At 62.8% G+C, this 26,806-nt stretch carries 19 protein-coding genes and 1 pseudogene; 9 read left to right on the top strand and 11 right to left on the bottom strand.

The window, feature by feature from the left end; all coding sequences use genetic code 11:
* Positions 1-43: 43 nt before the first annotated feature.
* The 3 genes from ACSQ17_RS08700 to ACSQ17_RS08690 all read right to left on the bottom strand — a co-directional run bounded on the left by ACSQ17_RS08700 (position 44) and on the right by ACSQ17_RS08690 (position 4,137).
* Complete coding sequence (locus ACSQ17_RS08700) at positions 44-2,440, bottom strand: TonB-dependent siderophore receptor (protein WP_436068268.1); 2,397 nt, start codon at positions 2,438-2,440, stop codon at positions 44-46.
* A 228-nt stretch (positions 2,441-2,668) separates the two neighbouring features.
* Complete coding sequence (locus ACSQ17_RS08695) at positions 2,669-3,622, bottom strand: FecR family protein (protein ID WP_436068267.1); 954 nt, start codon at positions 3,620-3,622, stop codon at positions 2,669-2,671.
* On the bottom strand, positions 3,619-4,137 hold the full coding sequence (locus ACSQ17_RS08690) for an RNA polymerase sigma factor (protein WP_436068266.1): 519 nt from the start codon (positions 4,135-4,137) through the stop codon (positions 3,619-3,621). Before ACSQ17_RS08690 ends, ACSQ17_RS08695 begins: the two co-directional genes overlap by 4 nt.
* A gap of 196 nt (positions 4,138-4,333) precedes the next feature.
* Between ACSQ17_RS08690 and trhP the strand changes: the two genes are divergently transcribed.
* The gene (gene trhP / locus ACSQ17_RS08685; protein WP_436068265.1) at positions 4,334-5,650 is read left to right on the top strand and encodes a prephenate-dependent tRNA uridine(34) hydroxylase TrhP; all 1,317 of its coding nucleotides are present in this window, start codon (positions 4,334-4,336) and stop codon (positions 5,648-5,650) included.
* Between the two features lie 108 nt (positions 5,651-5,758).
* On the opposite strand, the gene ACSQ17_RS08680 is transcribed toward trhP, so the two are convergent.
* Both ACSQ17_RS08680 and ACSQ17_RS08675 read right to left on the bottom strand, forming a co-directional pair.
* Positions 5,759-6,466, bottom strand: a complete 708-nt coding sequence (locus tag ACSQ17_RS08680) for a 3'-5' exonuclease (protein WP_436068264.1) — start codon at positions 6,464-6,466, stop codon at positions 5,759-5,761.
* On the bottom strand, positions 6,463-8,394 hold the full coding sequence (locus ACSQ17_RS08675; protein ID WP_436068263.1) for a putative nucleotidyltransferase substrate binding domain-containing protein: 1,932 nt from the start codon (positions 8,392-8,394) through the stop codon (positions 6,463-6,465). The genes ACSQ17_RS08680 and ACSQ17_RS08675 overlap by 4 nt, the downstream gene beginning before the upstream one ends.
* A 311-nt stretch (positions 8,395-8,705) precedes the next feature.
* Between ACSQ17_RS08675 and pgaA the strand changes: the two genes are divergently transcribed.
* The 6 genes and pseudogenes from pgaA (at position 8,706) to ACSQ17_RS08645 (ending at position 17,479) form a co-directional block, all read left to right on the top strand.
* A complete protein-coding gene (gene pgaA, locus ACSQ17_RS08670) occupies positions 8,706-11,153 on the top strand; it encodes a poly-beta-1,6 N-acetyl-D-glucosamine export porin PgaA (RefSeq protein ID WP_436070450.1) in 2,448 nt (815 codons plus the stop codon).
* A gap of 11 nt (positions 11,154-11,164) precedes the next feature.
* A pseudogene (gene pgaB / locus ACSQ17_RS08665) lies at positions 11,165-13,168 on the top strand (poly-beta-1,6-N-acetyl-D-glucosamine N-deacetylase PgaB).
* Positions 13,165-14,505 (top strand): poly-beta-1,6-N-acetyl-D-glucosamine synthase, encoded by a 1,341-nt coding sequence (gene pgaC / locus ACSQ17_RS08660; RefSeq protein ID WP_436068262.1) that lies wholly within the window; start codon positions 13,165-13,167, stop codon positions 14,503-14,505. Before pgaB ends, pgaC begins: the two are co-directional and overlap by 4 nt.
* Positions 14,502-15,020 carry a poly-beta-1,6-N-acetyl-D-glucosamine biosynthesis protein PgaD gene (pgaD, locus tag ACSQ17_RS08655; RefSeq protein ID WP_436068261.1) on the top strand — a complete coding sequence of 173 codons (519 nt, stop codon included), beginning with the start codon at positions 14,502-14,504 and terminating at the stop codon, positions 15,018-15,020. Before pgaC ends, pgaD begins: the two co-directional genes overlap by 4 nt.
* A gap of 97 nt (positions 15,021-15,117) precedes the next feature.
* Complete coding sequence (locus ACSQ17_RS08650) at positions 15,118-16,779, top strand: ABC transporter substrate-binding protein (protein ID WP_436070449.1); 1,662 nt, start codon at positions 15,118-15,120, stop codon at positions 16,777-16,779.
* Positions 16,766-17,479 (top strand): substrate-binding periplasmic protein, encoded by a 714-nt coding sequence (locus ACSQ17_RS08645; RefSeq protein ID WP_436068260.1) that lies wholly within the window; start codon positions 16,766-16,768, stop codon positions 17,477-17,479. The genes ACSQ17_RS08650 and ACSQ17_RS08645 overlap by 14 nt, the downstream gene beginning before the upstream one ends.
* A gap of 71 nt (positions 17,480-17,550) precedes the next feature.
* Here ACSQ17_RS08645 and ACSQ17_RS08640 read toward each other — a convergent pair whose 3' ends face one another.
* The 4 genes from ACSQ17_RS08640 to ACSQ17_RS08625 form a co-directional block, all read right to left on the bottom strand.
* Entirely contained in the window at positions 17,551-17,955 is a 405-nt protein-coding gene (locus ACSQ17_RS08640; protein WP_436068259.1) for a phosphate ABC transporter substrate-binding protein, read from the bottom strand.
* Between the two features lie 11 nt (positions 17,956-17,966).
* The gene (locus ACSQ17_RS08635) at positions 17,967-19,133 is read right to left on the bottom strand and encodes a porin (protein WP_436068258.1); all 1,167 of its coding nucleotides are present in this window, start codon (positions 19,131-19,133) and stop codon (positions 17,967-17,969) included.
* Between the two features lie 23 nt (positions 19,134-19,156).
* Positions 19,157-20,776 carry a methyl-accepting chemotaxis protein gene (locus tag ACSQ17_RS08630; RefSeq protein WP_436068257.1) on the bottom strand — a complete coding sequence of 540 codons (1,620 nt, stop codon included), beginning with the start codon at positions 20,774-20,776 and terminating at the stop codon, positions 19,157-19,159.
* A gap of 279 nt (positions 20,777-21,055) precedes the next feature.
* Positions 21,056-23,233 (bottom strand): malate synthase G, encoded by a 2,178-nt coding sequence (locus tag ACSQ17_RS08625; RefSeq protein ID WP_436068256.1) that lies wholly within the window; start codon positions 23,231-23,233, stop codon positions 21,056-21,058.
* Positions 23,234-23,531: 298 nt separating this feature from the next.
* On the opposite strand from ACSQ17_RS08625, the gene ACSQ17_RS08620 reads away from it, so the two are divergent.
* Together ACSQ17_RS08620 and ACSQ17_RS08615 are read left to right on the top strand one after the other, a co-directional pair.
* On the top strand, positions 23,532-23,978 hold the full coding sequence (locus ACSQ17_RS08620) for an N-acetyltransferase family protein (protein ID WP_436068255.1): 447 nt from the start codon (positions 23,532-23,534) through the stop codon (positions 23,976-23,978).
* 21 nt (positions 23,979-23,999) lie between these two features.
* Positions 24,000-24,518, top strand: coding sequence for a glycine cleavage system protein R (locus ACSQ17_RS08615; RefSeq protein WP_436068254.1), 519 nt, complete (start codon positions 24,000-24,002; stop codon positions 24,516-24,518).
* 216 nt (positions 24,519-24,734) lie between these two features.
* Here the strand turns inward: ACSQ17_RS08615 and rarD are convergent, their stop codons facing one another.
* Together rarD and ACSQ17_RS08605 are read right to left on the bottom strand one after the other, a co-directional pair.
* Entirely contained in the window at positions 24,735-25,628 is an 894-nt protein-coding gene (gene rarD, locus ACSQ17_RS08610; RefSeq protein ID WP_436068253.1) for an EamA family transporter RarD, read from the bottom strand.
* 194 nt (positions 25,629-25,822) lie between these two features.
* Positions 25,823-26,797 carry a serine/threonine protein kinase gene (locus ACSQ17_RS08605; RefSeq protein ID WP_436068252.1) on the bottom strand — a complete coding sequence of 325 codons (975 nt, stop codon included), beginning with the start codon at positions 26,795-26,797 and terminating at the stop codon, positions 25,823-25,825.
* Positions 26,798-26,806: the final 9 nt, after the last annotated feature.

Raw genomic sequence — 26,806 nt, 5'->3', positions numbered from 1 at the left:
CCATGGGGCGGCCTCGATGGCGCGCGGGTTACGACTCAGTGGGTTACCACGTGTAAGTGGCGCTGGCGACTACGCTGCGTTGGTCGCCGTAATAGCAGTAGTAGCTGTCGCAGGTGGAGAGGTAGTCCTTGTTCAACAGGTTGCTTGCGTTGAGCGCCAGCGATGCGCCGCTGAGGCTGTTGTCCAGGCGGCCGAGGTCGTAGTGCACGGCGGCATCGAACACGGTGTAGGACTTGGCGAAGCCAAGCTCGGAGTTGGCTTGGTCACCGAAGGTATTGCCGGTGTAGCGAGCGCCAGCGGCGATGCCGAAACCGTCGAGTACGCCGTTGTGCCAGGTGTAGTCGGCCCACAGCGAGGCCTGGCGATTGGGCATCAGCTGCAGGCGCTTGCCCTTGAACTCACCGTCTTGCACTTCAGACTTCGCCTGCGTGTAGGAGGCGACCACCTTCAGGTTGTCGGTGACGTTGCCCACGGCTTCCAGTTCCAGGCCCTTGACCTTCACTTCGCCGGTCTGGCTGGTGACGGCTACGCCCCCGATGCGGTTGGTGACCGACACGTTCTGTTGGGTCAGGTCGTAGACGGCCGCGCTCAGCAGGATGTCGCTGCCGGTTGGCTGGTATTTCACGCCCAGTTCCCACTGTTTGCCTTCGGTCGGTTTGTACGAGTCGGTCGGCGAGGCAGTGGCGTTGCTGGTCGGCTGGAACGACTCGGCGTACGACAGGTAGGGGGTGAAGCCCGACTCGAATACGTAGCTGAGGGCCGCGTTGCCACTGAAGGCCTTGTCGCGCTCGGTGTTGGTGGCGTCGTTCTTGTTGAGGAAGGTGGTGCCGGTGTGCACCCAGTCCTCGCGCCCGCCGAGGGTCAGGCGCCACTGGTCGAGGGCCATCTGATCCTGGACGTAGAGGCCAGTCTGGTGGGACTTCTGGTTGTAGTCGTAGAACGCCAGGGCGCGCGACGGGCGGGTGATCGGCTGGCCGTAGACCGGGTTGTTGACGTTGATGGCCGGCGCGGTACCGAAGACTGACATGTAGTTGGTGTCGATGCGCTGGTGGTCGAGGCCGAGCAGCAGGGTGTGGTTGATTTCGCCAGTGGCGAAGTCGGCCTGGAAGTTGTTGTCCACCGCGAACTGGCTGATGTCTTCCTCAGTGTTGGTGGTGCCGCGGCCGATGTTGCCGTCGTTGTCCATCAGGGTCCAGGGGTAGGAGCCAACGGTGACGGTCTGGAACGACAGGTCGGACTTGGTGTAGCGCAGGTTCTGGCGGAACTGCCAGACGTCGTTGAACCGATGCTCGAAGGCGTAGCCCAGCGCGTAGTAAGTGCGGTCGTAGTAGTCGTAGTCAGGATCGCCCAGGTTCTTGTGGTGGGAGATCTTGCCAAACGGCATGTCGATCTTGGTGCCCTGGATTGGCAGGAACTGGCTGGTGGTGCCGGTATCGTCGCGGGTGAATTGCGACAGCAGGGTCAGGCGGGTATCGGGGTCGATATTCCAGGTCAGGCTGGGTGCGATGTTGTAGCGCTTGTTGTCGACCTTATCGATCTGGGTGCCGCTGTCGCGTACCACGCCGCTCAGGCCATAGAGGAACTGGCCCTGCTCGTCGAGCGTGCCGGTGCTGGCGAAGTTGATCTGGCGATGGTTGTCGCTGCCGTACTGCACTTCGAGTTCATGGGCGGTCGTGTCGTTCGGGCGACGGCTGACCATATCCAGCAGGCCGCCGGGCGGAGTCTGGCCATAGACCGACGACGCCGGGCCGCGCAGCAGGGCCAGGCGGTCGAGGTTCCAGGTTTCCGGTTTCGGGTTGGCGTACACGCCACGGGGCAGCGGCAGGCCGTCGAGGAAGTGGGTCGGCTCGAAGCCGCGTACGCGCATCCAGTCGTAGCGGGTGTCGCTGCCGAAGCTGCTGGAGACGATGCCCGGCATGTATTTCACCGCGTCATCGAGGCTGTGCACGCCACGGTCCTGCATCTGTTCGCGGGTGGCCACCGAGATCGAGCGCGGGGCCTCGGCCAGGGCTGTGTCAGTTTTGCTGCCAGCGGCGGTGCGTGAGGCCAGGTAGCCGGACGCAGGGCCCCAGGCGCTTTCCGTCTGCTGCGAGGCGGTAACGGTGATATCCGGCAGGGCTACAGTCGCCTGGGGTGCGGGGATCAGGCTGTAGACGCCAGCGCTGCCGTGCTGCAGTTGCAGGCCGCTGCCGCGCAGCGCCTGGTGCAGGGCTTCGAGGGCGTCGTAGTCACCGTGCACCGGGGCCGATTGCTTGCCTACGGTCAGCGCCGGGTCGATGCTCAGGACGATGCCGGCCTGGCTGGCGATCTGAGTCAGGGTGCTGGCCAAGGGCGCGGCGGGCAGCTGGTAGGTGTCCGCCAGAGCGGGTGTGCAGACGCTGGCAAGGCTGATGGCAGCGGCCAGCAGACCGGGGCGGAACAGGGGCAGGGTACGGGTCATTACGAAACTCTCCTAAGCGGGAATAAATCTCAATGACCTGATGCCGAAGCAGAATTGAAAAGTGACAGGGCTGTTTGAAATTATTTTCTAGCGAGATTTAACGGTGCTGCTGTCGATTCCTAACCGGGCGCCGGTTCTTTGTGGGAGGGGCTTTAGCCGCGACACTGCAATGTCGCGGCTAAAGCCCCTCCTACATCAGCCCCTGTCCGTCTGTTTTTAGGCGGCCGCTTACTGAACCGCAGGCACCACGCGCGCCCACCAGTTGCCGACTCGTTCGATACGCACTGGCAGGCTCGGCGGTAGCGCAGCCAGGGCTTTGTCACTGTCGTACAGGGGGAAGCTGCCGCTGATGCGCAAGTCGGCCAGGCGCGGGTCGAGGCCCAGGTAGCCGCTGCGGTATTCGCCCAGGGCGTCGAGCAGGTCTTCCAGGCGCAGGTTCTCGGCCACCAGCATGCCGTGGCTCCAGGCCGCTGCGCTGAGCGGTGCGGCATGGACGCGGTCGAGTTGCTGGCGCTGCATCAGCACCTGCTCGCCGGCCTGGATGATGCGTTCGCTGGCGCCGTCGAGCGGGTGCGCGGCCACTGCCGACTGCAACACGGTCAGGCGCGTGCTGTCGCCCTCGCGACGCACCAGGAAACGTGTGCCCAGGGCGCGCAGGCTGCCTTGCTCGGTGAGCACGACAAATGGCCGTGGGTCGCCATGGGCGGTTTCCACCAGGATTTCACCGCTGTGCAGGCGCACGGCGCGCTGCGTGTCGCTGAATTCGATATCCATGGCGCTGCGGCTGTTCAGGCGAATCCGGCTGTGATCGTGCAACTGCAATTCGCGCTGCTCACCCCGGCCGGTGCGGACATCGGCCAGGTAATCGTCGAGTGGGCGCTGCTGGCCGAGCAGGCCCAGCAACAAGGCACTGCTCAGCAACAGGCCGAGCGCGCTGCCAGCGAGACGCCGGCGGCGGGTGCTGCGCGCACTGTGCAACAAAGCCTGGCGCGCCGGTGCTGCGGCCGCCGAAGCCAGGCGGATATCCAGGCCATTGAGCTGCTGCCAGACCCGCGCATGCTCGGGATGCGCCGCCAACCATGCGGCGAACGCATGCTGTTGTTCAGCGCTGACGCTGCCGGAGTCCAGGCGCAGTTGCCATTCGATGGCCGCGTCCAGCACCCGTGCCGATACCGCACTCATTGCGGTGCTCCGTACAGGGCGATGTAGCACTGACGCAGGCCCTGAGCCAGATATTGACGTACGCGGGACACGGAAACACCGAGGCGTTCGGCGATTTCCGCGTGGCCCATGCCGTCCAGACGGTTATGCAGAAAGGCCGCGCGGGCGTTGCTCGAGAGCTGGCCGAGCAGGCGGTCGATCTCGCGCAGCGCATCCAGGGCCAGCGCCTGTTCTTCGGCGCTGGGTTGTATGGCCTGCGGCAGTTGGCCGAGTTCGTCCAGGTAGGCGCGTTCCAGCGCGCTGCGGCGGAAGTGATCGATCAGTAGGCCCCGGGCGATGGTGGTCAGCAGCGCACGGGGCTCGCGCGCCTGATCCAGGTCGCTGCGGCCGAGCAGGCGGACAAAGGTGTCCTGGCTGAGGTCTTCGGCGCGCTCCGGGCTGTACAGGCTTTTGCGCAGCCAGCCGAGCAGCCAGTCACGGTGATCGCGATAGAGCAGGCTGACCAACTGCAGGTGGGTAGAGTCGCCAGCCGCCACGCGAACCTCGAGAGAGTAGATAAGAAACAAATCGAGAACTATTCGCATATGATGGCAGGGCAGCCCTGCCTCCCGCAATCCACCGTTGTGCTGCCGCGATGGGTGGTCGCCACCTGGCCTGGCATAGATGCAGATCAATAGCCGCCGGCCGCTGCCGCGCTAGAGTGCCCGACCCTGTTGGCTGAGCGACCTGATCATGGCCCCCACACCGCGTTATCCCGAGCTGCTCTCGCCGGCCGGCACCTTGAAGAACATGCGTTACGCCTTCGCCTATGGCGCGGACGCGGTGTACGCCGGGCAGCCGCGCTACAGCCTGCGGGTGCGCAATAACGAGTTCGATCACGCCAATCTTGAGGCGGGCATCCGCGAGGCGCATGCCCAGGGCAAGCAGTTCTATGTGGTGGTCAACATCGCGCCGCATAACGCCAAGCTGAAGACCTTTCTGCGTGATCTGCTGCCAGTGGTGCTGATGGGCCCGGATGCGCTGATCATGTCCGACCCGGGGTTGATCATGCTGGTACGCGAACATTTCCCGCAGCTGCCGATTCATCTCTCGGTACAGGCCAATGCAGTGAATTGGGCCAGCGTGCAGTTCTGGAAGCAGCAGGGGCTGAGCCGGGTCATCCTGTCGCGCGAGCTGTCGCTGGAGGAAATCGGCGAAATCCGCCATGAAGTGCCGGGTATGGAGCTGGAAGTCTTCGTCCATGGCGCGTTGTGCATGGCCTATTCCGGGCGCTGCCTGCTGTCGGGCTATATCAACAAGCGCGACCCCAACCAGGGCAGCTGTACCAATGCCTGTCGCTGGCAGTACCAGGCCCAGCCTGCTGGCGAGAACGAGCTGGGTGAGGTGGTGCAACTCGTCGAACCGACCCTGGGGCTGGGCGCACCGACCGAGCAGCTGTTCCTGCTGGAAGACGCCAGCCGCCCCGGCGAGCAGATGGCCGCCTTCGAGGACGAGCACGGCACCTACATCATGAACTCCAAGGACCTGCGTGCGGTGCAGCACGTGGAGCGCCTGGTGCAGATGGGTGTGCACTCGCTGAAGATCGAAGGGCGCACCAAGTCCCACTACTACGTGGCGCGCACCGCCCAGGTGTACCGCAAGGCCATCGATGATGCCGTCGCCGGCAGACCCTTCGATAAAAGCCTGATGGGCACCCTGGAGTCTCTGGCCCATCGCGGTTACACCGAGGGCTTTCTACGCCGTCATGTGCATGACGAATACCAGAACTATGAACGCGGCAGCTCGATCTCCGAGCAGCAGCAGTTTGTCGGTGAGTTGACCGGTGAGCGGCGTGGCGAGTTGGCCGAAGTGCGGGTGAAAAACCGCTTTGCCGTCGGCGATGGCCTGGAGCTTATGACGCCCCAGGGCAACCTGCGCTTTACCCTGGCGCAACTGGAAAACCGCCCGGGCCAGGCGACAAGCGTTGCGCCGGGGGATGGGCATATTGTCTATCTGCCGGTGCCGGCTGATGTGTCGCTGGAATACGCCTTGCTGATGCGCGATCTGTAGCTGCGTTGGTAGGGTGGGCGGTGCGCGCAGCACACCCTACCCGGAGTTCCAGATCAAGATGTAGGGTGCGCCGTGCGCACCTAAGTTATGGATGCACTCAGCCGTGGGCTACAGCGAATGCGCGTGCTGCCGCCGGCGGTAACCATTGAGCTGCTGCTCCAGTGCCTGCAGGCTGTCGAGCTGCTGGCTGCGCGCCTTGCTGAACAGGATCAGCGCCAGCTCGGCGGTGACCAGGGCGTCGGCGCTGGCGTGGTGACGTTGCTGCACGTGCAGGCCGAAATAGCGGGTCCAGTCATCCAGGCCGCCGTGGCGGATGTCGGCCTGCGGGCAGAGCATCGGTGCCAGTTCGGCGACGTCGAAGAAACGGTGTTGCAGGCGATAGCCAAGGGTCTGCTTCAGTGCACGGGCCAGCATGCGTTGGTCGAACCCGGCATGAAAGGCCAGCAGCGGGCTGTCACCGAGAAACTCCATAAAAGCCAGTAAGCCCTCGGCCGGCTCGATGCCGTTGGCAATCGCACTGGGGGCGATGCCGTGGATCAGCGTGCTGGCGCTGACCTGATGATCCGGGCGTTGCAGGGTGCATTCGAACTGCTGGCTGAGGTTGATGCCGCCGTGTTCGATCACCACGGCGCCAATCGACAGCACCTGGTCGCGTTTCATATCCAGGCCGCTGGTTTCCAGGTCCAGCACCACCAGGCGTTGCTCGCGCAGTGGCTGTGCATTGAGGGCGGCGGCAGGCAGCAGCTGGCGGCGGCGTTCCAGCTGCTGGTGAGTCAGGGCCGGGCCACGGCCGGTAAACCAGGTGAACTTGCTCATAACTGATACCTGAGCGCCAGGCTGCTTTGTAACCGCTGCGCCTGGCGGAAGGATTCGCGCAGGATGCGCCGGTCAAGGTGGTTGAGGTGATCAGGGTCGACCCGGTTGGAGTAGGGCTGGCCACTGCGTGCCTGCAACTGATGCTGCTGCATGCGCGCTTGTTGAATGTAATGGTAGGCCTCTTCGTAGGCCGCACCATCCTGGGCATCAATCACCTCCTGCTTGATCAGTGCGCGTAGCCGTTCCAGGGTGCCCACGGCGGCGACGCCGTGGGCCAGGGCCAGCAGGCGCGCGCCGTCGACGAAAGGTGTCAGGCCCTGCACCTTGAGGTCCAGGGTGTCCTTTTCGGCACCCTTGCGGGCCACCACGAAATCGCGGAACACGCCCACCGGCGGGCGTTGGCGCAGGGCGTTCTCGGCCATCATGCGCTGGAACAGGCTATTACCGGCCACCTGCAACAACAGCCCCTGACGCAGTTGCTCGCAACCCTGTGGGTCGCCCCACACTGCGCGCAGGTCGAAATAGATACTGGAAGCCAGCAGGTTTTCCGGCGTGGCGTCCTGAACGAAGCTGCTGAACCGTCGTGCCCACTCCTGGCGCGACAGGCACAGCTCGGGGTTACCGGCCATGATATTGCCCTTGCACAGGCTGAAATCGCATTGCGCCAGGCGCAGGTTGATCTCCTGGGCCAGCGGCAGCAGGCGCGCGCGGATGGCCGCGGCTTCACTGGCATCGCGCGCATCGAAGAGGATGCCGTTGTCCTGGTCGGTGTGCAGGGTCTGCTCGCTGCGTCCTTCGCTGCCGAACACCAGCCAGGTGAAGGGCACACCCGGGTCGCCGAGGTCTTCCAGGGTCAGTTCGATCACCCGGCACACGGTGTGGTCGTTGAGCAGGGTGATCAGCTGGGTGATCTGCGTCGAGCTGGCGCCGTGGGCCAGCATGCTGTCGACCAGTTGCCGCACATCGCTGCGCAGCGCCGCCAGGGTTTCCACACGGCCGGCATGGCGGATGGTACGCGCCAGGTGCACCAGGTCGACACGTTGCAGGCTGAACAGGTCGCGCTCGGAAATCACCCCGCAAAGCCGCTCATGTTCAACCAGGCAGATGTGGGCGATATGCCGCTCGGTCATGGCAATCGCCGCATCGAAGGCGCTGGCATCCGGCGGCAGATGGAAGGGCGCCTGGGTCATCAGACGGTCGATGGGCTGCGCCAGATCGACGCCATCGGCCACCACGCGGCGCAGGTCGCGCAGGGTAAAGATGCCCAGCGGTTTCAGGGTGGGGTCAATGATGACGATGCTGCCGACCTGCTGCTCATGCATCAGCTTGACCGCATCGCGCAGTGGCATGTCCGGTGCGCAACTGATCGGGCTGCGCATGGCCAACTGGCCAAGGCGGGTGTCCAGCGAATACTGCGCGCCGAGGGTTTCCACCGCGCGCATCTGCACCTGCTGGTTGACCTGATCGAGCAGGCTGCTGACCCCGCGCAGGGCGAAGTCGCGCAGCGGGTTGGACAGCGAGAACAGCTTGATAAACGCGCTTTTGTGCAGCAGCAGGCAGAAGGTGTCCTCGGCCGCCAGGTGCTCGGTACGGGTGGCGCGCTCGCCGATCAGCGCAGCCAGCGGGAAGCACTCGCCGCTGGTGATTTCGAAGGTGGTCTCCGTGCCGCGTCGCGCCGAATGCGGGCGTTCGCCATGCACGCGGCCCTGCTTGACGATAAAGAAGTGCTCAACCGGACCGTCGGTCGGCTTGATGATGGTTTCACCTTCGCCATAAAACCGCAGCTGGCAGTTCTCCACCAGATAAGCCAGGTGGGCGGTGTCCATCTGATTGAACGGCGGGAATTTCTGCAGAAATTCCATGGTGCCATGGATGTTCTGCAGCACGGCCGTTTTGCCTGCCTGGGCGAATGCGTCCGCTGTGCTCATGGGCGGTCTCACAGTTTTCTGAGTATCCATGGTCGGTGGGCGCTGCCGCATACGCCATTGGACGTAAGTCTAGAAGCGCCGTGTGTGCGATCCGTCAAAAAAACTTTCCTTTTTGGATCAACCGCTTAGGAGGTTACCGCAATGGCAGATGGCGTTTCGTCAGTAAAGCGTCAGAAAAATGGTTTTCCTGTGGCATAATGTGCGCAGATGTCAAAAAAATGTCTTTGCGCAGCCTTGAGCCTGTGCCTTGTTGTAACCAAGCCAATACAGGTACGTAGTCCGTGACCTTAGATGTAAAGACCAGCCGCGTAGTGGTAAGCGCGACTCGCCGCTTGATCTGTGAAAAAACCAGCCTGTTGTGTTCCGCCTTGTTGTTCAGCGCCTGGGTGCAGGGCCAGCCGGCCTATGACGCCTTGCTTGAGCGTGCGCGCAACGGTGACTACCCGCCGGCCTTGAGCTTTCTGCGCGCGCAGCAGGCCAACTGGCAATCGCCGCGTTACCTGAATGATCACCTGCTGATTGCCGGTTGGGCCGGTGAGGACGCAGAAGTGGTCGCGCTGTATGAGCAGCAGGCAACCGCACAGATGCTGTCGGCCGATGCCCTGGCCGTTGTCGCGCGTGCTTACCGCAACCTGCGCCAGTGGCCGGCCGCCCTGGCGGTTTATCGGCAGGGATTGGGGCGCTTTGCCGAGCACCAGGGGCTGTTGCTCGGCCAGGTTATGACCCTGGCCGATGCCGGGCAGCACGCTGCGGCGATTGCTCAGGGCCAGGCGCTGGTGAATCAGGCCGCGCAGGATGCCGAACGCCGCCTGGTGCTCGGCTATGCCTACCTGAGCGCGGGTCAGCGCTATGCCGCGCTGCATGAAATCGACCGCGCCCATGACCTGGCTCCGGGCCGCGCCGATGTGGCGCGCGAGTACCTGCTGAGCCTGCAACGTGCCGGTTTGCCACAGCAGGCCCTGGACCTGAACCAGCGCTGTTCATGCCTGCTGAACGCGGCTCAGGTGCGTCAGTTGCAGGGCGATGTGCTCGCCGAGCAGGTGCGTCTGGCGGACATGGCCACACGCAGCGAAGGTGAGCGTTTTCAGATCACCGATCGCGCCCTGACCGAGGCTGAACAGTTATTGCAGCGTTGGGCCGGGCAGCCTGAAGCCGAGGCGGACAGCCGGCGCGTGCGCATCGACCGCCTGGGCGCTTTGCATGCACGGGTGCGGATGAGCGAGGTGCTGGCGCAGTACCAGCAGTTGCAGGCCGAGCAGGTCAGCCTGCCGAGCTATGCGCTGCGTTGGGTGGCCTCCGCCATGCTCTATCTGCGTCAGCCCGAGCAGGCCGCCGAACTCTACCGTCAGGTCCTGGCCGGTGAAGACGACAAGCACCCGGAGTGGCTGGAAGATCAGCGCAGTCTGTTTTACGCCCTGGTGGAAAGCGAACAGCTGGACGCCGCGCAGGTACAGGCCGAGCAATTGGCTGCGCAGCAGCCGCCACGCCTGTACCTGCTCGGCAACCCAGAGCCGGAACCCAATGCACGCTGGCTGGAAGCTCAGGCGTTGCAGGCCACTGCCTACCTGCAGGTGAATGACACACCCGCCGCTGAGCAGGCCTATGCGCAACTGGCCGACAATGCGCCGAACAACAGTGCCCTGCGCACAGCGCGCGCCGGCCTGTATCTGGCGCGCGGCTGGCCGCGGCGCGCCGAAGATGAGTTGAAAGTGGTGGAAAGCACCGCCCCGCGCAACCTTGCCCTGGAGGTCGAACAAGGCCTGGCCGCGCTGGAGTTGCAGGAATGGCGACAGCTGGATCTGCTCGCCGATGACGTGATCCAGCGCTACCCGGAAAGCTTGCAGGCGCAGCGTTTGCAGCGTTTGCGCCAGGTGCATCATATGGCTGAGCTGCAAGTTTCCGGCTATCGCGGCCTGGGCTCGGGCAGCAGTGTCTCCGGCGGTAATGACCTGGGTATCGACACCACCCTGTACAGCGCGCCCTTGCAGGATGACTGGCGACTGTTTGTCGGCGGCGGTTATGCCACCGGTGATTTCGAGGAAGGGCGCGGCCAGCACCGCTGGCTGCGCACCGGTGCCGAATGGCGGGTGCGCAACCACACCGTCGAAGCCGAGCTGTCGCGTCATGACTTCGGCCATGGCAGCCCGCTGGGTTTGCGCCTGAGCGGCAGCCACGATATCGACGACCACTGGCAGTACGGCTGGTCGGCGCAGCATCTGTCCAGCGATACGCCGTTGCGTGCGTTGAATGCCGATATCACGGCCGACAGCCTGAGTGGCTACCTGCGCTGGCGTGGTGATGAGCGACGCGAGTGGCGTGCGTCGGTCAATACCGCGCATTTCAGTGATGGCAACAACCGCTATGGCCTGCTGCTTGATGGTGCTCAGCGCTTCTATACCGCTCCCACCTGGCAGGCCGATCTGGGCCTGGAGCTGGGCGTAAGCGGCAACAGCGGCTCGGATGAAGTGCCGTACTTCAATCCCGAGGCCGAGTTCAGCGTGCTGCCCAGCATAAAGCTGTCGCACACCCTGTATCGGCGTTACCAGACGGTCTGGAGTCAGCAGGCCGAACTGGGCGCGGGCAGTAACAGCCAGCGCGGCTACGGCACCGATGCCGTCGGTCTGATCAGTTACGGCCAGCGCCTGCGTTTCGCCGACCGCTTCGACGGCGGCCTGGCCATCTCCGCCCTGAGCCGCGCCTACGACGGTGAGCGCGAGCAGGAAGTGCGCGTGCTGTTCGACGTCAATTACCGCTTTTAAGGATTTCCCCCATGGGCTTTTTTTCCCGCTGCGGCCTGCTCGGGCTGGTCGCTTTGTTGCTCGGTGCTTGCGCCGTTTCCGCTCCGCCCTTCACTCCGCCGCAGCAGCGTATGCAGGCGGTAGGTGAAAGCCCGTGGCCGCAGGGCAAGGTGCTGGCGCTGGCCTATCACGACATTGAAGATGCCGATGCCAGCCAGGCCTATATGTCGGTGCGCACCGCCAACCTGATTGAACAGCTGGCTTGGCTCAAGGCCAACGGTTACCAGGCGGTGTCGGTGGATCAACTGCTGGCGGCCCGTCAGGGTGGCCCGGCGCTGCCGGATAAGGCCGTGCTGTTGAGTTTCGATGACGGTTACAGCAGCTTTTACACCCGCGTTCTGCCGATCCTCAAAGCCTATCAGTGGCCTGCCGTACTGGCGCCGGTGGGCGTCTGGATGGACACGCCGGCCGATCGCCCGGTGGATTTCGGCGGCCTGCCAGTGGCCCGTGAGCGTTTTGTAACCTGGGCGCAAATCCATGAAATCGCCGCCAGCGGGTTGGTGGAGATTGCTGCGCACACGGATGCTTTGCACTACGGCGCCTTGGCCAACCCCCAGGGCAATGTGCAGCCGGCCGCAGTGACCCGTTTGTACGACCCGCAGCAGAAGCGCTATGAGAGCGACGCCGAGTACAGCGCGCGCATCGGCCAGGATGTGGCGCGCATCAGCGCCAAGATCGAGGCTGCCAGCGGCCGCGCGCCGCGCGTCTGGGTCTGACCTTATGGTGCGGCCAGCGGCACGGCGTTGAAGATCGTCGGTGACAACGGCTACGAGCTGGCGCTGACCCTGGAAGATGGCCTGAGCGCCTTCGCCAGCCTGCAAGAGGGGCCGCGTTTTCTGCTCAATGGCGACCCGGACACCAGCCGCTTTGCCGCCGCTATCAGCTCGGTGGAAGAAGCAGAGCTGATGCGCGTAGCGCATGTTGACCTGGATTATGTCTACGACGCCGACCCGCAGCAGATGGATGCCAACCTCGGCAAGCTGGTGCAGCGGATTGCCGACCTGCGCATTACCACGGTGTTTTTGCAGGCCTATGCCGACCCCGAGGGCGATGGCCTGGTCAAGTCGCTGTACTTCCCCAACCGTCACCTGCCGGTGCGTGCCGACCTGTTCAATCGCGTGGCCTGGCAACTGCGCACCCGCGCCAAGGTCGAGGTGTTCGCCTGGATGCCGGTGCTCAGCTTTGACCTGGCTGCCAGCCTGCCACGGGTGCAGCGCTGGTCGGCGGATGGCGCGCCCGCAGTGGATGCCGGGCAGTATCGCCGCCTGTCGCCGTTCGATCCCACAGTGCGCCAGCAGATTGGCGAGATCTACGAAGACCTGGCGCGGCACGCCAACTTCTTCGGCGTGCTCTACCACGATGATGCGCTGCTGTCGGACTTCGAAGATGCCGGCCCTGCTGCCCTGGCAGCCTATCGAGCTGCCGGTCTGCCCGGTGATATCGCGGCATTGCGTGGCGATGAGGACACCCTGCAACGTTGGACGCGCTTCAAGAGCCGTTACCTGATCGACTTTACCAACGAGCTGACGGCCAAGGTCCGCGCCATTCGTGGGCCGCAGGTGAAAACGGCGCGCAACATGTACGCCCAGCCGATCATCAACCCCTACAGCGAAACCTGGTTCGCGCAGAACCTCGACGACTTCCTCGCCAGTTACGACTGGACCGCGCCGATGGCCATGCCCTTTATGGAGGGCGTCGAGCAGGCGCAGGCCGATGCCTGGCTTGACAACCTGGTGCAGCAGATTGCCCAGCGCCCCGGCGCGTTGCAGCGCACGGTGTTCGAGTTGCAGGCGCGGGACTGGCGGGCCGACAGCAGTGGGCCGATCGACAGCCAACTGCTCGCTCAGTGGATGCGCCGCCTGCAATGGAATGGCGTGCGCAATTACGGCTACTACCCCGACGACTTCATCAATGACCAGCCGCGCGTGCAGAGCATTCGTCCGGCGTTCTCCAATGCCTGGTATCCGTTGCCATGATTGACCGTATCTATGCCCTGCTGATTCTCCTGCTGGTGCTCGGCGCGCCGGTGGGCGTGGCGCTGAGCCTGACCGGGGATGTATTGCTGGACTTCGTATTTTTCTACCCGCTGTTTATGTCGGCGCTGTGGATCACCGGTGGCTGCTATTTCTGGCTGCACTGGGAGCGCCACTGGCCCTGGTCCAATCACGGTGATGTATTGCCGCCGGAGCTGGCCGGGACGCCGCTGATCTCGATTCTGGTGCCCTGCTTCAATGAGGGCGAGCACGCGCTGGAAACCATTGGCGCGGCCCTGGCGCAGCGCTATCCGGCGATTGAAGTGATCGCCATCAACGACGGCTCGCGCGATAACACCGGTGCGGTGCTCGACCAACTGGCCGCCCGTGAGCCGCGCCTGCGTGTGCTGCACCTGGCGCAGAACCAGGGCAAGGCGGTGGCCCTGCGCATGGGCGCACTGGCGGCGCGCAGCGAGTACCTGGTGTGCATCGACGGCGATGCCCTGCTGGATCAGGATGCTGCGGCCTATCTGGTGGCACCGCTGATCGATAACCCACGGGTGGGCGCGGTGACTGGCAACCCGCGTATTCGCACGCGCTCGACCCTGGTCGGGCGCATCCAGGTGGGTGAGTTCTCTTCGATCATCGGCCTGATCAAGCGCACCCAGCGGGTCTACGGCCGGGTGTTTACCGTGTCCGGGGTCATCGCTGCGTTTCGCCGCAGTGCGCTGGATCGCATCGGCTACTGGAGCGCCGACATGATCACCGAAGACATCGACGTCAGCTGGAAGCTGCAACTCGATCACTGGTCGATCTTTTACGAACCACGTGCGCTGTGCTGGATTCTGATGCCGGAAACCCTGCGCGGGTTGTGGAAGCAACGCCTGCGCTGGGCCCAGGGCGGCGCCGAAGTGCTGCTGAAAAACGTCGGCAGCATCTGGGTCTGGCGCTTTCGCTACATGTGGCCGCTGCTGATCGAGTTCTGCCTGTCGGCCATCTGGGCCTTTACCTTCGCCCTGTCGATTCTGCTGTGGCTGGCCGGCCAGGTCGTCGAGCTACCCGCCAACCTGCAAGTCACCAGCATGATGCCGCCGGCCTTTACCGGCTTGGTGCTGGCTTGCGTGTGCCTGGCGCAGTTCAGCCTCAGCCTGCTGGTCGAGCGGCGTTATGAGCAAGGTCTGGCGCGGGCGCTGTTCTGGATCATCTGGTACCCGCTGGCGTTCTGGATGCTCACCCTGTTTACCACCCTGGTCAGCTTTCCCAAAGTCATGCTCAAACGCCGCCAGCAACGCGCGCGCTGGGTCAGCCCGGATCGCGGCATCAAACGGAGTACCCCATGAGCCTGCTGATTCGTACGCAACAACATTGGCTGCCACGCAGCATTGATGCCTTGCTGACCCTGGTCGCCTGGCTGGGCCTGGGCTATCTGGTGGTGCAGGGGGTGGCTGCGGTGATCGCCGACGATCAGCAGGGCCCAAGGCTGTCGCTGGGCACGGAATTTCTGCTGACCCTGGACACCCTGCTGATCTATTTGCTGGTGGCGCTGCTGATCGGCGCCGTGCTCTTGGTCTGGGCCAAGTACAACGAACAGCGCGCCAGCGGCTACGAGCGCCGCGAGCGCATGCCGGATGTGTGTGAGGTGGGCCTGTCGGCGAATTTCCAGGTGTCGCTGGCGATTCTCGACTGCCTGCAGAACCAGCAGGTGCTGATCTTGCACAACCATGAGCATGGCGCGCTGGCGGCCATTGAGTTTCTCGGAACCGCCTTGCGTCTGCCTGCGCATGCCGCCGAGCAGGCTTTGCAGGATGCCGAGTCCAGCGCGGCTGTAGCTGTTGGCGAATTGCTGCGCAACTAGCTGCACGAGGCGTTCACTCACTACGACTAAAGTCATAGGCTGGGCTAGAGTGAAATGCACATAAGCAGTGGAGTTGTGCATGCGCATTGCAATCGGCATGGCGTTGTACCTGAGTGGCATCGCGTTGGCTGCCGAACCACTGGCTACCGCGATGGCGGAATTACAGCCCAGTTCACTCAGTCGTGATGCACAGCAAGCCGAGTTGCAATGGTTTATCGATGCCGCCCGCCCGTTTCAGGGCATGCAGATTCGGGTGATCGCCGAGCGCATCGACACACACTGGTATGAAGCCAATGTATTGGCTCCGCTGTTCAGTCAGCTCACCGGTATCCAGGTGATCCATGAGGTCAGTGGTGAGGACGACGTGGTCAACAAGCTGCGTGCCCAGCAGCAGACCGGTTTGTCGTTGTATGACGCCTACATCAGTGACAGCGACCTGCTCGGCCAGCATTTTCGCGATGGCCAGGTGCTGGAACTCTCCGCATTCATGCAGGGCGAAGGCGCGGCGATAACCCTGCCCAGCCTGGATCTGGCTGATTTTATCGGCCTGCCTTTTGTCACTGCGCCGGACGGCAAGCTCTACCAGCTGCCTGACCAGCAGTTCGCCAATCTCTATTGGTATCGCCAGGACTGGTTCGCCCGGCCCGAGCTGCGTCAGGCTTTCCGTGAGCGTTATGGCTATGAGCTGGACGTGCCGCAGAACTGGTCGGCCTATGAGGACATTGCGGCGTTCTTCAGCGAGCAGGTGCGCGAAATCGATGGCCAGCAGGTGTATGGTCATATGGATTACGGGGCGTTAGATCCGTCCCTGGGCTGGCGTCTGTCCGATGCCTGGCTGGGGATGGCCGGGGCTGCCGATCTGGGCTTGCCCAATGGCTTGCCGGTGGACGACTGGGGCATCCGCGTTGAAGGCTGTCGCCCTGCTGGGGCCAGCATGAGCCGTGGTGGTGCGTTGGACAGTCCGGCGGCGGTCTATGCCTTGCGGCAATACATCCATTGGCTGAAACGCTATGCGCCGCCCGAGGCGCAGCAGATGACCTTCAACCAGGCCGGCAATGTCGCGGCGGAGGGCCAGATTGCCCAGCAGATCTTCTGGTACACCGCCTTCACCGCCGACTACACCCGGCCGGGCAGTGCCATGGTGGATGCCGACGGCAAGCCAAAATGGCGGGTCGCGCCTTCGCCGCGCGGGGCCTATTGGCGGGCAGGCATGAAGTCCGGCTATCAGGATGTCGGTGCCTGGACCCTGCTCAAGGCCACGCCGCTGAAACAGCGGCAGGCTGCCTGGCTGTATGCGCAGTTCGTGGTGTCCAAGTCGGTTTCCCTGCGCAAGACCCTGGTTGGGTTGACGCCCATCCGCCGCTCCGATCTTGAGTCGCCCGCGTTGCTCGATGCGGCGCCGAAGCTCGGCGGCCTGGTGGAGTTTTATCGCAGCCCGGCCGCACAGCGCTGGGCCCCGACCGGAGCCAATGTGCCGGATTATAGCGGCATGGCCAATCACTGGTGGCGTCAGCTGTATCCGGCGGTCAGTGGTCAGCTCAGCGCCAGTCAGGCCATGGGCAACTTGGCGGCAGCCCTGGATCGGCACTTACAACAACTCGGCCAGCGTCAACAGCATGCCTGCGCCCCACAGATGAACCCTCAAGGTGATCCGGCCGAGTGGTTGAGCAAACCCGGCGCACCCTGGCCGGCGCTGGCCGACGAGCGCCCAGCGGGCCGTACGTTGCCTTATCAGGAGGCGCTGCGTGCCTGGGATTAGAACGTTGATCATCGCCCTGTGGTTTCTCAGCCTGCCGTTGTATGCGCAGGTGCAGCTATTTGCCTGGGAGCGGCCGCCTCTGGTCACTCAAGGGGCAGATGGGCAAGGCGCGGGCTTGGTACCGGAGTTGGCGACGGAGCTGTTTCGCCGTGCCGAGAGCAGCTATCAATTGCGTTTCATGCCCCTGCAGCGGGCGTTGCGCCAGGTGCAAATGCAGCCCAATAGCTGTGCGCTGCTGGTGGAGCGGCAACAGGAGCGTGAGCCGAGTTATGTGTGGGTCGGGCCGATGCTGATCTCCCGGCTAGGCCTGTATGCCCAGGCGGCGGATGAGTTGCAGTTGTTCAGCCTGCAGCAGGCCCGAGGGCTGAACATCCTCAGCCACCAGGGCTCTGGAGCCGGTGAGTACCTGCAAGGGGCCGGCTTGCAGGTGATCTATTCGAATAACGAAGCCCTCAACCTGAGCATGCTGCAACGCCAGCGTGCGCGCCTGTGGGCCACCAGCGCGGCGGTGGCGCGGGCGCGTGCAGTCGATCCACCGCTGCGCGAGGTGCTGCCGTTTCTGACACTGATGGAAGATATCGCCTGCCACCCACAACTTGACCCGGTGCTGCTGCAGCGCCTGCAAATAGAGTTGCAGAAGATGTATGTCGAAGGTTGGGTGCAGGCCCTGTACCAGCGTTATGAACTCAGTCTTTACTGAGGCTTACAGGGAACGCGACCCATAAAATAAAAAACCGCCCAGGTGGGCGGTTTTTTATACCTGAGCAGACCTCAAGGCAGAGTGAACAACACCTTGACCGAGTCATTCACCGCAGCCGCATCGACGTAGCCGATGGCGTCTGCTTCGGCAGCGACCTTGGCGACTACTTCGGCGTCACCGGGCACGCTTGGCAGGGGTTGGCCCTTGCCAGTAAACACTAGGCCAGACCAATAGGACTTCAGCTGTGACTCGTTCTTGTTGGTCACGGCACTGTAGAACTTGTCCTTGGTGGCGGACCAGTCCTTGTGGTCAACACCCTTCATGGATTTGTCCTTGCCCAGAAAGATGTTGCCGACTTCGGCCTGGCTCGGGGCCTTGGCCGCACCTAGATTGACGATCACCGCGACTTCAGCCTGGGCCAGCGCGCTCACGCTGAGGCACATGGCGGCGCAGAGCGTTTGAATGGAATGCTTCATCAATGCTCTCCTCAGAATACGAAGTCGACGCCGACGCTGATGATGTCACCGTCAAAGTTGCGGGCTGGGCTGCCGAGGGCACCGTTGGAGCTGTCAGACAGGGCGTTGTCGAAGGCTTCCTGGGCGCTACGGATGAATACGCCGTCATAGCCGCCGGAGGTGTCGACGCGCTTGTATTCGCTTTTCAGCACCACGTTGGGCAGCAGGTTGTAGTTCAGCCCCAGGGTCCAGGAGTTCTGCCGGCCGTCATCGTCATCCAGTTGCGCGTAGGTGACATGGGCGAGGAATTCGCCGAAGCGCCGCCCGCCCATCAGGTAGAAGGCATCGATGGTGCCGCTGTTGTCCGCTTCGATGCTGCGCGAGGTCCACTCGTTGCTGGTGAGCCAGGTGCCGTTGTCGTACTGGTAGCCGATGGAGATGAACTTGCCCTTCTGCCTGTCGTACGCCCGGAAGCTCTGATTTATAAGTGTGCCGCCCAGAGCCGCTGGAAGGCGAACAACATCTTCGATCTTGGCGCTGATATCGGCTTCGACGTAGCCCACGCGCAGGGTGCCGAAGTCGTTGCTGGCCAGGCTGACGTTGGCCCCGAAGATTTTCCTGTAGTCGATGTCGTGCATGTCATCGAAGGCGAAGATGTCGCGATTCTTGGCCTGGCCACCGGCCACCTGGAAGGTCACCGAGCCATAGGACAGCGGTACGGTATACACCGCATCCACGCCTTCGTAGTTGGACAGCTGAACCTGGCTGTAGACCTCGTCAGGCAGGCGCAGCCACGGGTAGCTGAAGCCTACGTCGATGCTTTCCGAATACATGTACACCGGGGTGCGCAGACGGCCGACGCGCAGCATCAGGTTGTCGGTGGTCTGCCAGGACAGGTACAGCCACTCGATATTGGCCTGCCAGTCATCCTGCGCCGGCTTGGCAGTGACTTGTGCGGTGATACCCAGGGTGTCGGTCAGGCCGTACTGGATCTGTGCGCCAAACTTGGACAGTTGATCGCCGCGCCAGGAGTCGGTGGTTTGACCGGTAATGCCGTAGCTGCGGCCATCGTCTTCACCCCCAAGGTGGGTGATGCCGACCGTGCCGAACGTGTTGAAGCGGTGTTCGCCTTGCTCCAGCGCGAAGGCTGGGGCAGTGGCCAGGCAGATGGCCAAGGGAAGCAGACGGACTTTAAACATGCAGTGATGCTCCTGTGTTCAGGTTAAACGCGGAATTGGGCGGTCGCCGCGCGCAGATGATCCCCTGTGCTGACCAACTGTTCGCCGAGACGAGCGGTGGCTTCTGCACCTTGAGCGGTTGCTTGTGCGTCCTGCTGCAACACTTGTGTGTCTTGCTGGATGGAACTGGAGAGGCCGATTTGCTCCTGGGTGAACTGGGCGATGCCGGCATTCAACTGGTTGATATGGCCGACAGCCCCGGCAATGGCTTCGAGAATCTGCGTGGCTTGCACCGAGCGCTCAATGCTCGCCTGGGCTTTCTCGCCGTTGGCAGTCATGACGCTGAGCACGCCGTTGGCGCTGTTTTGCAGGCGCAGGATGATGTTCTGGATTTCTGCGGTGGAGGCTGCGGTTTTCGAAGCCAGGTTGCGCACCTCATCGGCCACCACTGCAAAGCCACGGCCCTGCTCGCCGGCTCGGGCCGCTTCAATGGCGGCGTTGAGTGCCAGCAGGTTGGTCTGCTCGGCGATGCTGCGGATCACCGTGAGCACCGAGCCGACCTGTTGGGTTTCCTCTTCCAACTGCTCCATGGCACTGACGGCGCCCATTACGCTGCTGCCCAGGTCGCTGATGCTGGCTGACAAGCTGCCAATGTTCTTGCGTGCCTGATCGGCCTGCTGCGAAGCCGCGCCGGCTTCTTCGGAAGCTTGTTGCGAGCGGTGTGCGACCTCCTGAATGCTGTTGGTCATGGTCAGGATGTCACGGCTGATCGAATCGGTATGGCCTTGCTGGGAGCGGGCGTTTTCTTCGGCACCCTGGGTCAGTCGGTAGAGTTCCTGCGACATGCCGGCCAGCGGGCTGGCTGCATCGATGATCTGCCTGATGGTGCCCTGCAACTTGTCGATAAAGCTGTTGAACAGCTGAATCATTTCGCCGATTTCATCATTCGAGTCGACATTTACCCGGCGGGTCAGGTCGCCATCTCCGCGCGCGATGGCTTGTAATGAGGTGATCACTCCGCGCACGTTGGCCATGGTGCCGCGGATTACCAGCACCGAGGCAATGCTGATCAGCAGTACCAGAATGGCCGACAGAGCAAAGCCGACGCGGGTGGTGGTGGCATTGTCCGTGCGGGTTTGCGCTAGAGTTTCCTGGAAGTCCTGATAGGCATGGGTGCGGAACGCATCACCGAGTTTCTGCGCTTCACCCAGGTCGCTGGCCATACGCCCCAGATTGGGTGCCAGGTCTTCAAAGCTGGCGCTGCCTTTGATCAGCTGTTCCGAGGCGGGCAGGGCATTGTCGGCATAGCGCTGGATTGCGTTGCGCCAGGCATCCAGTTCCTGGCGGCGGCTGGTCTGGGTCACCAGGTTCTGCAGGTTCTGCTGCATGCTGGCAATGTCGGCCAGCACCTTGCGTGCTTCGTCGAGGGTTTCCAGCTCACCAGCGGCCACGGCGCTATTGAGCAGGCCGGGCAGGCGCGAGTACTGGAAGATCACCGCATCGGCTTTTTCCAGGGTCGGGAAGCTGTTGGTTTCCAGCGTGACCAGGCGCACATCGTTGTTCGCCAGTTGCAGCGAGGTGTAGCCCACATACAGCAGCAGACCCAGCAGCGCGATGGCAGGCAACAGCAAGAATTTCAGCGTCAGCGAGAGATTTTTCAACATGGCAGAGGTACCCAAAGAGGGGCGCGGAGTATACCGAGTTCACATAGTGGCGTAATGCCGCTATTCGGTCATTTTTCGGTCATATTTAGTGTTATGGCCTGTTATGTTTTCGGCGGACCTGCCTATTCCTATAGCCAATAAAGCGGGCTTGCGCTTTAAATTGTTGGACAAACTGTAAGGCGCTTGCCTGATGCAGGTCATGATCTCTGCGCGTTGCTAGCGCGGGCCAATAAAAAACCGCCCCGAGGGGCGGTTTTTCAACACGGCAACTGCTGCGGGTTACAGGCCGTTGGCGGCTTTGAACTCGCGGCGGCGGCGGTGCAGGACTGGCTCGGTGTAGCCGTTCGGCTGCTTGGCACCTTCGACCACCAGTTCCAGGGCAGCCTGGAAGGCGATGTTGCTGTCGAAGTTCGGTGCCAGCGGACGGTACAGTGGGTCAGCGGCGTTCTGACGGTCAACTACCGGCGCCATGCGCTTGAGGCTGGCAACGATCTGCTCCTCAGTGGCGATGCCATGACGCAGCCAGTTAGCCAGCAGCTGGCTGGAGATGCGCAGGGTGGCGCGGTCTTCCATCAGGCCGACGTCGTTGATGTCCGGCACCTTGGAGCAGCCGACGCCCTGGTCGATCCAGCGCACCACGTAACCGAGGATGCCCTGGGCGTTGTTGTCCAGTTCGTTCTGGATCTCCTCGGCCGACCAGTTGGTGTCCTTGGCCAGCGGGATGCTCAGGATGTCGTCCAGCGAGGCGCGCTCGCGCTTGGCCAGTTCGGCCTGACGGGCGAACACGTCGACCTTGTGGTAGTGCAGCGCGTGCAGGGTGGCGGCGGTCGGCGACGGTACCCAGGCGGTGTTGGCACCGGCCAGCGGGTGCATGACTTTCTGCTCGACCATCGCAGCCATCAGGTCGGGCATGGCCCACATGCCTTTGCCGATCTGCGCACGACCTTGCAGGCCAGTGTTCAGGCCGATATCGACGTTCCAGTTTTCGTAGGCGCTGATCCACTTCTCGGCTTTCATGGCAGCCTTACGCACGACGGCGCCGGCTTCCATGGAGGTGTGGATTTCGTCACCGGTACGGTCGAGGAAGCCGGTGTTGATAAACACCACGCGCTCGCTGGCGGCCTTGATGCAGGCTTTCAGGTTGACGGTGGTGCGGCGCTCTTCGTCCATGATGCCGACTTTCAGGGTGTTGCGCGCCAGACCGAGGACGTCTTCAACGCGGCCGAAGATTTCGGTGGTGAAGGCGACTTCTTCCGGGCCGTGCATTTTCGGTTTAACGATATAGACCGAACCGGTGCGGGTGTTCTTGCGGCTGGTGTTGCCATTCAGGTTGTGCACCGCGATCAGGCTGGTGAACAGGGCGTCCTGAATGCCTTCCGGAATCTCGTTGCCAGCGGCGTCGAGGATAGCCGGGTTGGTCATCAGGTGACCGACGTTACGCACGAACAGCAGGCTGCGGCCGTGCAGGGTCAGCTCGGAGCCGTCAGCCTTGGTGTAGACGCGATCCGGGTTCATGGTGCGGGTGAAGGTCTGGCCGCCTTTGGCGACTTCTTCCGCCAGGTCGCCCTTCATCAGGCCGAGCCAGTTCTTGTAGATCACCACTTTATCGTCGGCATCGACGGCGGCAACCGAGTCTTCGCAGTCCATGATGGTGGTCAGGGCCGCTTCCATCAGCACGTCTTTGACGCCTGCGGCGTCGGTGCTGCCGATCGGGCTGGAGGCGTCGATCTGGATTTCGAAGTGCAGGCCGTTGTGCTTGAGCAGTACGGCGTGCGGCGCGCTGGCGTCACCTTGGAAGGCGATGAACTGAGCGGCGTTTTTCAGGCCGGTGCTGCTGCCGTTCTGCAGGGCTACAACCAGTTGGCCAGCGACGACTGTATAACCAGTGGAGTCAACGTGGGAGGCACCTTCCAGCGGGGCGGCTTCATCGAGGAAGGCGCGGGCGAAGGCGATCACCTTGTCACCACGGACCTTGTTGTAGCCACGGCCTTTCTCGGCGCCGTCTGCTTCGCTGATCACGTCAGTGCCGTATAGCGCGTCGTACAGCGAACCCCAGCGAGCGTTGGAGGCGTTCAGGGCGAAACGCGCGTTCATCACCGGTACTACCAGCTGCGGGCCGGCCAGGCGGGCGATTTCTTCGTCGACGTTCTGCGTGGTGGCCTGGAAATCTGCCGGCTCCGGCAGCAGGTAACCGATTTCTTCGAGGAAGGCTTTGTAGGCTGCCGCGTCATGGGCCTGGCCTGCACGGGCCTGGTGCCAGCCGTCGATCTGCGCCTGAATCGCATCGCGTTTGGCGAGCAGCGCACGGTTTTTCGGGGCCAGGTCATTGATGACCGCTTCGGCACCTGCCCAGAACTTGTCGGCAGCAATGCCGGTACCGGGGATGGCTTCGTTATTCACGAAGTCGAACAGCACTTTGGCAACCTGCAGGCTGCCTACTTGAACGCGTTCAGTCATCACTTGCCTCACTCTGCTCAGCTCTACTCAATAGCCGCGTCGTACATGGAAAATCAGTCATGTAGTCCGAGGCGCGGCATACTACATCAAGATCCCGGGAAAATCAGTGGGTGCGCGTCGCTCTGCGACCAAGAAGTGCTTTGCAGTCACTATATGCGGCTTTTTGTCGCGATATTTTTTGAATATTGTTTCATATAAACAGAAAAACAGTACACAGTTTATTGCCCCGATTTCCCGTTAGCTGAGCCACCGAGCGCCTGCCTATACTGCTGCGACGTCGTTATGGAGCGTGAGACCCATGCATATACAGACAGCTACGGCTGCCGACCTGCCGCCGCTGAGCGAGTTGTTTGGCGCTTACCTGGCGTTTTATGAAGTGGCCAAACCGCAGGCGCAGGTAGAAGCGTTTCTCGCTGCACGCCTGCAACAGGGTGACTCGGTCATTCTGCTGGCTCGTGATGCCCAGGGTGTTGCGCTGGGTTTTGTCCAGCTCTATGCCTTTTCCTCCTCACTGGCGCTGCAGCCGGCTTGGCTACTCAGTGACCTCTACGTCAGCCCACAGGCACGCCGCCAGGGCGTTGGCGAGGCGCTGATGAACGCTGCGCGTGCGCATGCCGAGGCCAGCGGTGCCTGTGGTTTGCAGTTGGAGACGGCAAAGAGCAATCTGCCAGGCCAAGCCCTCTACGAACGCCTGGGTTATGTGCGTGATGAGGTGTTTTATACCTACTGGCTGGCGCTGAAGTGAGCCGCGGATAAGGAGTTGCACATGGATCATCTGGTATTGACGGTTATTGCCGAGGATCAGCCGGGGCTGGTCGAGCGCATTGCCCAGTGCATCAGCGAGCACGGCGGTAATTGGCTGGAGAGCCGCATGTCGCGCATGGCCGGGCAGTTCGCCGGGATTCTGCGGGTCGATGTACCGCTGGCTGCACACGCTGGGCTGGTCACGGCGCTGGAGGGCCTGCAGGCGCAGGGCATTCGTGTGCAGATCGCCGCTGGCGGCAATCAGCTCGCTGGCAGCTGGCGGGCGATTCGCCTGGAACTGGTGGGCAATGATCGCGCGGGCATCGTGCGTGACATCACCCGTCTGCTCAGCAGCCACGGGGTCAACGTCGAGAGCCTTAATACCGAAGTGGTGCCAGCGCCCATGAGTGGCGAGCTGCTGTTCCAGGCGCAGGCCCTGTTGGGCGTGCCGCAGAGCCTGACGCTGGAGCAGTTGCAGACGCAGCTGGAAACCCTGGCCGATGACCTGATGGTGGAGCTGAAGCTACACGTGGAGGACTAGCGCCGCCGTTTATCCACGGTCTATGTGGATAACTCTGTGCGTAGCATGAGGAGCCCTGGAGCACTGCCTAGTGTCCCGGGGCTTTTTGTTAAGTGCTTATTTTTTAAGCACTTAACCGCTGGTTGTGCACAAAGGCCGGGGGTGCTTCTGTGGATAAGCCGGGGGCAACTGGCTGCACGCCGGTGGCCTTGGGTGCTCCAGGCTGTTGGTTGCTTTTTAATCAGGTTGGCGTTTGCGCAGGCTAAGCCAGGCATCAACGCTGTAGATCGCTAGCCCCGCCCAGATGCAGATAAAGGCCAGCAGTTTGCTCGGATCGAAATGCTCACCGAACAGGAAGACGGCCTGCAGCAGCACCAGCGTGGGTGCCAGGTACTGCAGAAAACCCAGGGTGGTATAGGGCAAGTGGCGGGCGGCGGCGTTGAAGCACACCAGCGGTACCAGGGTGATCGGGCCGGCGGCGATCAGCCAGAGCGCTTCCGGCGTACTCCAGAAATCAGCCTGGGTGCTCATCGCCGCAGGGTGCAGCAGCAACCAGCCCAAGGCCAGCGGTAGCAGCAGCCAGGTTTCCACCACCAGGCCAGGCAGTGCGGCCACCGGCGCCTGTTTGCGGATAATTCCGTAGAAGCCAAAGGTCAGTGCCAATACCAGCGATACCCAGGGAATGCTGCCGACCTGCCACAGCTGTTGCAGCACGCCCAGTGCGGCCAGGGCTACGGCCAGCCACTGCAGGCGGCGCAGGCGCTCGCCGAGAATCAACATGCCCAGCAGCACGTTGACCAGCGGGTTGATGTAGTAGCCCAGGCTGGCTTCGAGCATGCGCTCGTTATTTACCGCCCACACATACACCAGCCAGTTACTGGCGATCAGTACGCCACTCAGGGCCAGCACGGCGAAGCGTTTGGGGTTATTCAGCAGCTCGCGCAGCCAGCCGGGATGCTTCCACACCAGCAGCAACAGTGCGCCGAACAGCGCCGACCAGAGTGCGCGGTGGACGATGATTTCCAGCGCCGGCACGCTCTGGATGGCTTTGAAGTAGAGCGGGAACAGGCCCCAGATGATGTAGGCGGTCAGGCCGAGAATATACCCGCGGCGCGGGTTGGCGGTGGCCATGCAGGGTCCTTGTTTGGGCGGCTGGCTAATGAGCGGTGATTCTAGACGGCACGACCTGAGGTTGTCCGGATAGGCAGGTTTTTCTTCAAGCCAAAACCCCACTTGCCTGTAACAAAGACGTTACGGGCGTTGAGCGAACTGTAGTGGTCAGCCCGCTAGCCCGATTACGTTCGGGCTCCGTAGTGGGGGCAGCGTTAGAACAGCTTTAGCGGCTCTTCATCCAGCGCGGACAGTTGCTCGCGCAGGATCAGGATCTGCTCGCCCCAGTAGCGTTCGCTGCCAAACCAGGGAAAGCTCATGGGGAAGGCCGGGTCATCCCAGCGCCGCGCCAGCCAGGCGCTGTAATGCATCAGGCGCAGGGCGCGCAGACCCTCAATCAGCGGCAGTTCGCGCGGGTTGAAGTCGTGAAACTCCTGATAACCGTCCATCAACTCCGACAACTGGCCAAGGCGCTCATGACGTTCGCCGGCGAGCATCATCCACAAATCCTGAACGGCCGGGCCCATGCGACAGTCGTCAAGGTCGACCATATGGAAGGTGTCGTCGCGGCACAGCAGGTTGCCGGGGTGGCAATCGCCATGCAGGCGGATGGCCTGCACCGGGTGGGCGGCGAACAGCGCATCCAAGCGCCCTAGCAGGTCACGCGCCACTGATTCATAGGCCGGCAGCAGGCTGCGCGGAATAAAATTGCCGTCCAGCAGGGTGGCCAGTGAGGCATGGCCGAAGTTGCTCACGTGCAAGGCTTCACGGTGGGCAAACGGCTTGAGTGAGCCGACTGCGTGCAGGCGGCCAAGCAGTTGACCGAGGCGATACAGTTGGTCGAGGTTGCCGGGCTCCGGTGCGCGGCCGCCACGGCGTGGAAACAGGGCGAAGCGAAAGCCGGCATAGCTGAACAGGGTTTCGCCATCGCGAGCCAGGGGGGCGACCACCGGCACTTCACATTCGGCCAGCTCGAAGCTGAAGCTGTGCTCTTCGCGGATGGCCGCATCGGTCCAGCGATCCGGGCGGTAGAACTTGGCGATCAGCGGTGTCTCGTCCTCGATGCCTACCTGGTAGACACGGTTTTCATAGCTGTTCAGCGCCAATACGCGTGCGTCGCTGAGGTAACCGAGGCTCTCCACGGCATCCAGCACCAGATCGGGCGTGAGTGCGGCAAATGGATGGGACATGGTCGGCTC

Origin of the sequence: Pseudomonas sp. LjRoot71 (assembly GCF_964253255.1) — a bacterium.
Lineage (GTDB): Bacteria > Pseudomonadota > Gammaproteobacteria > Pseudomonadales > Pseudomonadaceae > Aquipseudomonas.
Note: the sequence above shows the minus strand (reverse complement) of the source record. Positions and strands in the feature narration are given on the sequence as shown.